4 protein-coding genes are annotated in these 4,923 nt (G+C 43.3%); 3 read left to right on the top strand and 1 reads right to left on the bottom strand.

Annotation, left to right across the window (positions count from 1 at the left end; all coding sequences use genetic code 11):
* From purE to B4F08_RS00445, 3 genes are all read left to right on the top strand, one after another.
* A partial coding sequence (purE, locus tag B4F08_RS00435) for a 5-(carboxyamino)imidazole ribonucleotide mutase (RefSeq protein WP_291372377.1) occupies nt 1-426 on the top strand: 426 nt, incomplete at its 5' end.
* A 15-nt stretch (nt 427-441) separates the two neighbouring features.
* A complete protein-coding gene (locus B4F08_RS00440) occupies nt 442-1,563 on the top strand; it encodes a 5-(carboxyamino)imidazole ribonucleotide synthase (protein ID WP_119065027.1) in 1,122 nt (373 codons plus the stop codon).
* 763 nt (nt 1,564-2,326) lie between these two features.
* Complete coding sequence (locus B4F08_RS00445) at nt 2,327-3,610, top strand: lytic murein transglycosylase (protein ID WP_086210946.1); 1,284 nt, start codon at nt 2,327-2,329, stop codon at nt 3,608-3,610.
* A gap of 111 nt (nt 3,611-3,721) precedes the next feature.
* Here the strand turns inward: B4F08_RS00445 and B4F08_RS00450 are convergent, their stop codons facing one another.
* On the bottom strand, nt 3,722-4,849 hold the full coding sequence (locus tag B4F08_RS00450) for an anhydro-N-acetylmuramic acid kinase (protein ID WP_086210945.1): 1,128 nt from the start codon (nt 4,847-4,849) through the stop codon (nt 3,722-3,724).
* Between the last annotated feature and the right edge of the window lie 74 nt (nt 4,850-4,923).

The following is a 4,923-nucleotide window of genomic DNA, read 5'->3' on the forward strand; positions in this document are numbered from 1 at the left end:
AATATGCTTAAGCAACTTGGCGTCCCATTTGAAGCGGAAGTTGTGTCTGCGCACCGTACGCCAGATCGTCTTTTTGAATATGCTGAACAAGCACGTGACCGTGGTATCCAAGTGATTATTGCAGGTGCAGGCGGTGCGGCGCATTTACCAGGAATGTGTGCGGCGAAAACTGATTTACCTGTACTGGGTGTACCAGTGAAGTCTTCGATTTTAAACGGTGTTGATTCACTGTTATCCATTGTACAAATGCCAGCAGGTATTGCAGTGGGTACCTTGGCGATTGGTCCAGCAGGTGCAACCAATGCTGCGATTATGGCAGCGCAAATTTTAGGTCTAACACGTCCTGAGATTGCAAAAAATGTAGCAGATTTCCGTGCTGCACAAACTGACAAAGTCGCAAGCAACAATATTCCAGGCCAAGCTTAATACGGGGCATTCCTCATGAATAAAACCATCGGTATTTTTGGTGGTGGGCAGCTGGGTCGCATGATGGCGCAAGCGGCTTTGCCACTAAATATTCAATGTACGTTCTTTGATGTGAGTACAGACTGTCCTTCAGCGGCTTTAGGAACGGTGATTTCAAGCAAAACTGAAAACGGTTTACAAGACTTTATTGCTAGCGCAGATGTCTTCAGCCTTGAGTTTGAAAATACGCCTTTGTCTGATGTTGATGTTTTGACCAAGCAAAAAGATATGCATCCGCCACGTCAGGCTTTAGCCATTGCACAGCATCGCTTGTCTGAAAAAGCGTTATTTGATGCGCTTGAGATTCCTGTTGCACCTTATAAAGCGGTAGATTCACTAGAAAGCTTAAACGCTGCGGTTGCTGAGTTAGGTTTACCGATTGTGCTGAAGACAGCCACAGGCGGCTATGATGGCAAAGGTCAGTTCGTATTGCGTTCTGAACAGCAAATTGAACAAGCATGGGCTGAATTAGGTCCTGCAGGCAGTTTAATTGCAGAAAGCTTTGTGACTTTCTCACGTGAAGTCTCAATCATTGCGGTACGTGGTCAAAATGGCGATGTAAAAACGTGGCCATTGGCTGAAAACCATCACCATCATGGTATTTTGTCGCACTCGATTGTCCCTGCGCCGAATAGTGCGGACTTACAACCCGTTGCACAAGACTACATCACTCGCCTATTGAATCATTTGAATTATGTTGGCGTATTGACCTTAGAACTGTTTGTTACAGACCAAGGTTTGTATGCCAATGAAATGGCGCCACGTGTGCATAATTCAGGACACTGGTCGATTGAAGGCGCAGTATGCTCTCAGTTTGAAAACCATATTCGTGCAGTCGCAGGCTTACCCTTGGGTTCCACTGAAGTGGTTCGCCCTACGGTCATGATCAATATTATTGGTCAGTATCCACAGTCTGAACAAGTCTTGGCCTTAGAAGGTGTACATCTACATCTTTATAATAAGCAAGAACGTGAAGGTCGTAAGATTGGTCACCTGACTTTAATGCCGAATGACACTGCTCAACTCACGACGCTATGTCGTCAGTTGGCGAAAATTTTACCGAATCCATTGGCACTGAGCGAAGATATGACCATCTAAAGCTTCAGTTGTTGTTAAAAAAGGCGATCACAAGAGTGGTCGCTTTTTTATTTGGATTCATTCAGGCATGATTGCGCCTCTTCGATAAAAGTAACCGTTAATCGGATCAAAATTAAAATAAATTGCGTGTTTTTTATCCGTTTAGATAAAATTAGCGCATAGAAAAATAAACTGAAAGCAAAATAAAGCGAGTTTTGTACAGAGATGCACGTTTAAAACAGAGCCCACAACTGAATGTGACACTGATTTTCACCTAAAAAAGCTGAACCAGCAGAAATCTCAGTTAACTTGATTCTGTGGATATCTTTTTAGGCGTGTTTTGAATTTAAAAAATAGAAGTAAAAAATTTGAATTCAAAAGCGCATTTTAAATTTAAAAGCCTTGATGCTGTTTGAATTTAAATTCAAAACAATAAATTTAAAGACCGCTGAATGAATTTAAAGTTTTGAATTTGAAAATGTTGAGTTTGGTTTCTGATGGTTGATTCTTTTTATATTATTGATTATTAACATTAAAGATGAGTTGTGGATAAATAAATTCAAATCAAGATGATTGAATTCAAAGCACTTGCTAAGCTAGAGATTATTTTTTAAATTCAAAAAGTTGAGGTTTGTTGTGCTGTGGATAATCTGGTTTAAATTTAAAAGATGATTTTGAATTTAAATTATTATCAATATTCATTTACGTTTTGATTCAGAAAAGTGAAATTGAAAGTGTTAAGGTAAAACGCATAATTTAGAGATAAAGAATCATTAGGGATTTTATGCACCGTTTTGCTTTTCTTTTAGGTTCAATTTTTTTAGCGGTGACTCAGGCAAATGCTGAGCTTATTATTAATGGTCAAAAAGTTGCGGGCGGTTCAAATGTCGCAAGCTCCGATTATAGCCCTCAGAACTCATTTCAAAGCTGTATTGCCAACTTAAAAAGCCAAGCGATGGCGAATGGTGTGTCTGCATCCACTTATGATCGCTACACGCAAAATTTAACGCCTGATTATTCTGTGATTGAAAAATTAAATTACCAACCTGAATTTTCCACGCCGATTTGGGATTATTTGTCAGGATTGGTGGATGATGAGCGTGTTGCGGTCGGTCAGCAAAAATTGGCGCAGCATCGTGACGTGTTGAATCGGGTTGCGGCCGCGTATGGTGTGCCTGCGGAGACTGTGGTTGCCGTGTGGGGTGTTGAAAGTAATTTTGGTGATATTTCAGGTAAATATCCATTATTACAAGCGCTAGGCACATTGAGCTGTGAAGGACGCCGCCAAAGCTATTTCCGGGGTGAGTTTTTTGCCGCGATGCGTATTTTACAGCGTGGCGATTTAACTGAGTCGCAACTGAAAGGTTCGTGGGCAGGTGCGTTTGGTCATACCCAGTTTATGCCATCGACGTATGAAGAGCTGGCGGTCGATTTTGATGGTGATGGACGCCGTGATTTGGTGTCGAGTACCACAGATGCTTTGGCATCAACAGCCAATTTCCTCAAAAAACGCGGCTGGCAAACCGGGCAACCTTGGGGATTTGAAGTAAAAAATCCGCAAGCGATTTCTCTGAGTGGTGAAAGTCGTCGCAATAAAAAGCCCTTATCTTACTGGATGCAAAATGGCTTGGTACGCGCAGATGGCTCAGCGTTAGTTCAAGGCAATTTATCCTCTAGTTCGCAAGCGGGGCTGATGGCGCCCGCTGGTGAAAATGGTCCACTGTTTTTAGTCTTTAAAAACTTTGATGCAATCTATAGTTATAACGCAGCAGAAAGTTATGCATTAGCGATTGCGCATTTGTCAGACCGCTTACAAGGGCAAGGCGGGTTTACTACAACTTGGCCAACTGATGATGCAGGCACTTCGCGTTCTGAACGTCGTGAAATTCAGCAGTTTTTACTGAATCGTGGCTATGATATTGGCGCGGTGGACGGTTTGATCGGTGATAAAACGCGCCAAGCGATTCGACAGGAGCAGATTCGTTTAGGTTTAAGTCCGACGGGACGAGCAGGGCAACAAATCTTAAAAGCCTTCCGTCAGGAAAATGCCAAGTTAATGATGCGTTAACATTAACAGGAAAAAATCGTTGATATAGATAAAAAGCCAGTCAGGTGAATAACCGACTGGCTTTTTTGATTTGCTTATGTTGCGTCTAAAGGACTAGAAGCGCTGTGATGTTTAAACCGCAGTAATCGTTCCAAGAATACGGTCGCCCTGTGCGCCTGTCACTGCGGGTAAGTTGCCATTGAGTTGCTGGATAAAACGCATAGCCAACCAAGCAAAGGCGGTGGCTTCCACCCATGTTGGGGCTAAGCCAATCGCGGAGGTCGTTTGTACAGACCAATTGTGCTTACGTAAGCGCCAGCGTAGTTGTTCTAAAAGGTGTGAATTATAGGCACCACCACCACAGACATAGACTTCACCGGTATCCATGTCAGAGCGGTAGATGGCTTTTTTTATGGCGCGTGTGGTGAGCTTCATTAAGGTAGCTTGAACATTTTCGGGGCTGTCTTCAAGCTCATCGTATTCAAGGTCATTGCGCCAGTCAGCAATTTGTTCATCTAACCATTCGAGGTTGAAGTCTTCACGACCAGTGCTTTTCGGTGGTTCTTTGGAAAAATATTCATGGGATTGTAGACGATCAAGCAGGCTGCGAATTGGATGGCCGTAAGCTGCCCAATTGCCATTTTCATCGTAAGGCTGCCCAGTAAAGCGTTCACACCAAGCGTCCATTAAAATGTTGGCTGGGCCTGTATCAAAACCGTAGACCTGATCAGGTTGGCCTGCGGGCAACATACTGACATTTGCGATGCCACCTAGGTTTAAGATGACGCGATGAATGCTTTCATGTTGGAACATATCTTGGTGAAACGCAGGAACCAGCGGGGCACCTTGTCCACCTGCGGCCATATCACGACGTCGAAAGTCTGAAATCACCGGAATTTGGGTGATTTCAGTGATGATGTTTGGGTCACCAATTTGCAGGGTAAAGCCATGCTCTGGGCGGTGGCGAATGGTTTGTCCATGTGAGCCAACAGCTTTGATTTGACTACGATCTAAATGACTTTGTTCAATCAGTTGATTGATGCCTTCACCAATCATTTTTGCTAAAGCCACATCTGCCTTACCCATACGGTCGATTTCGTTGTCACCAGGCAAAGTGAGTGCCATCAGTTCATCGCGTAAATCGGGATCGAAAGAAAGAGTGAGGGTGGCATGAAGCTGCAATGGATCAAAAGAAGCAGCAACAATATCAACACCATCCATGCTGGTGCCGGTCATTACCCCAATATAGATCGCTGTCATGATTATTCTAAAGCCTGCAATGTGCTGAAAAAGTGTTAGTATATCGCACAAATTGAATAACTGATGTGTTTGGG

The organism is Acinetobacter sp. UBA6720, from assembly GCF_002454215.1.
GTDB lineage: Bacteria > Pseudomonadota > Gammaproteobacteria > Pseudomonadales > Moraxellaceae > Acinetobacter.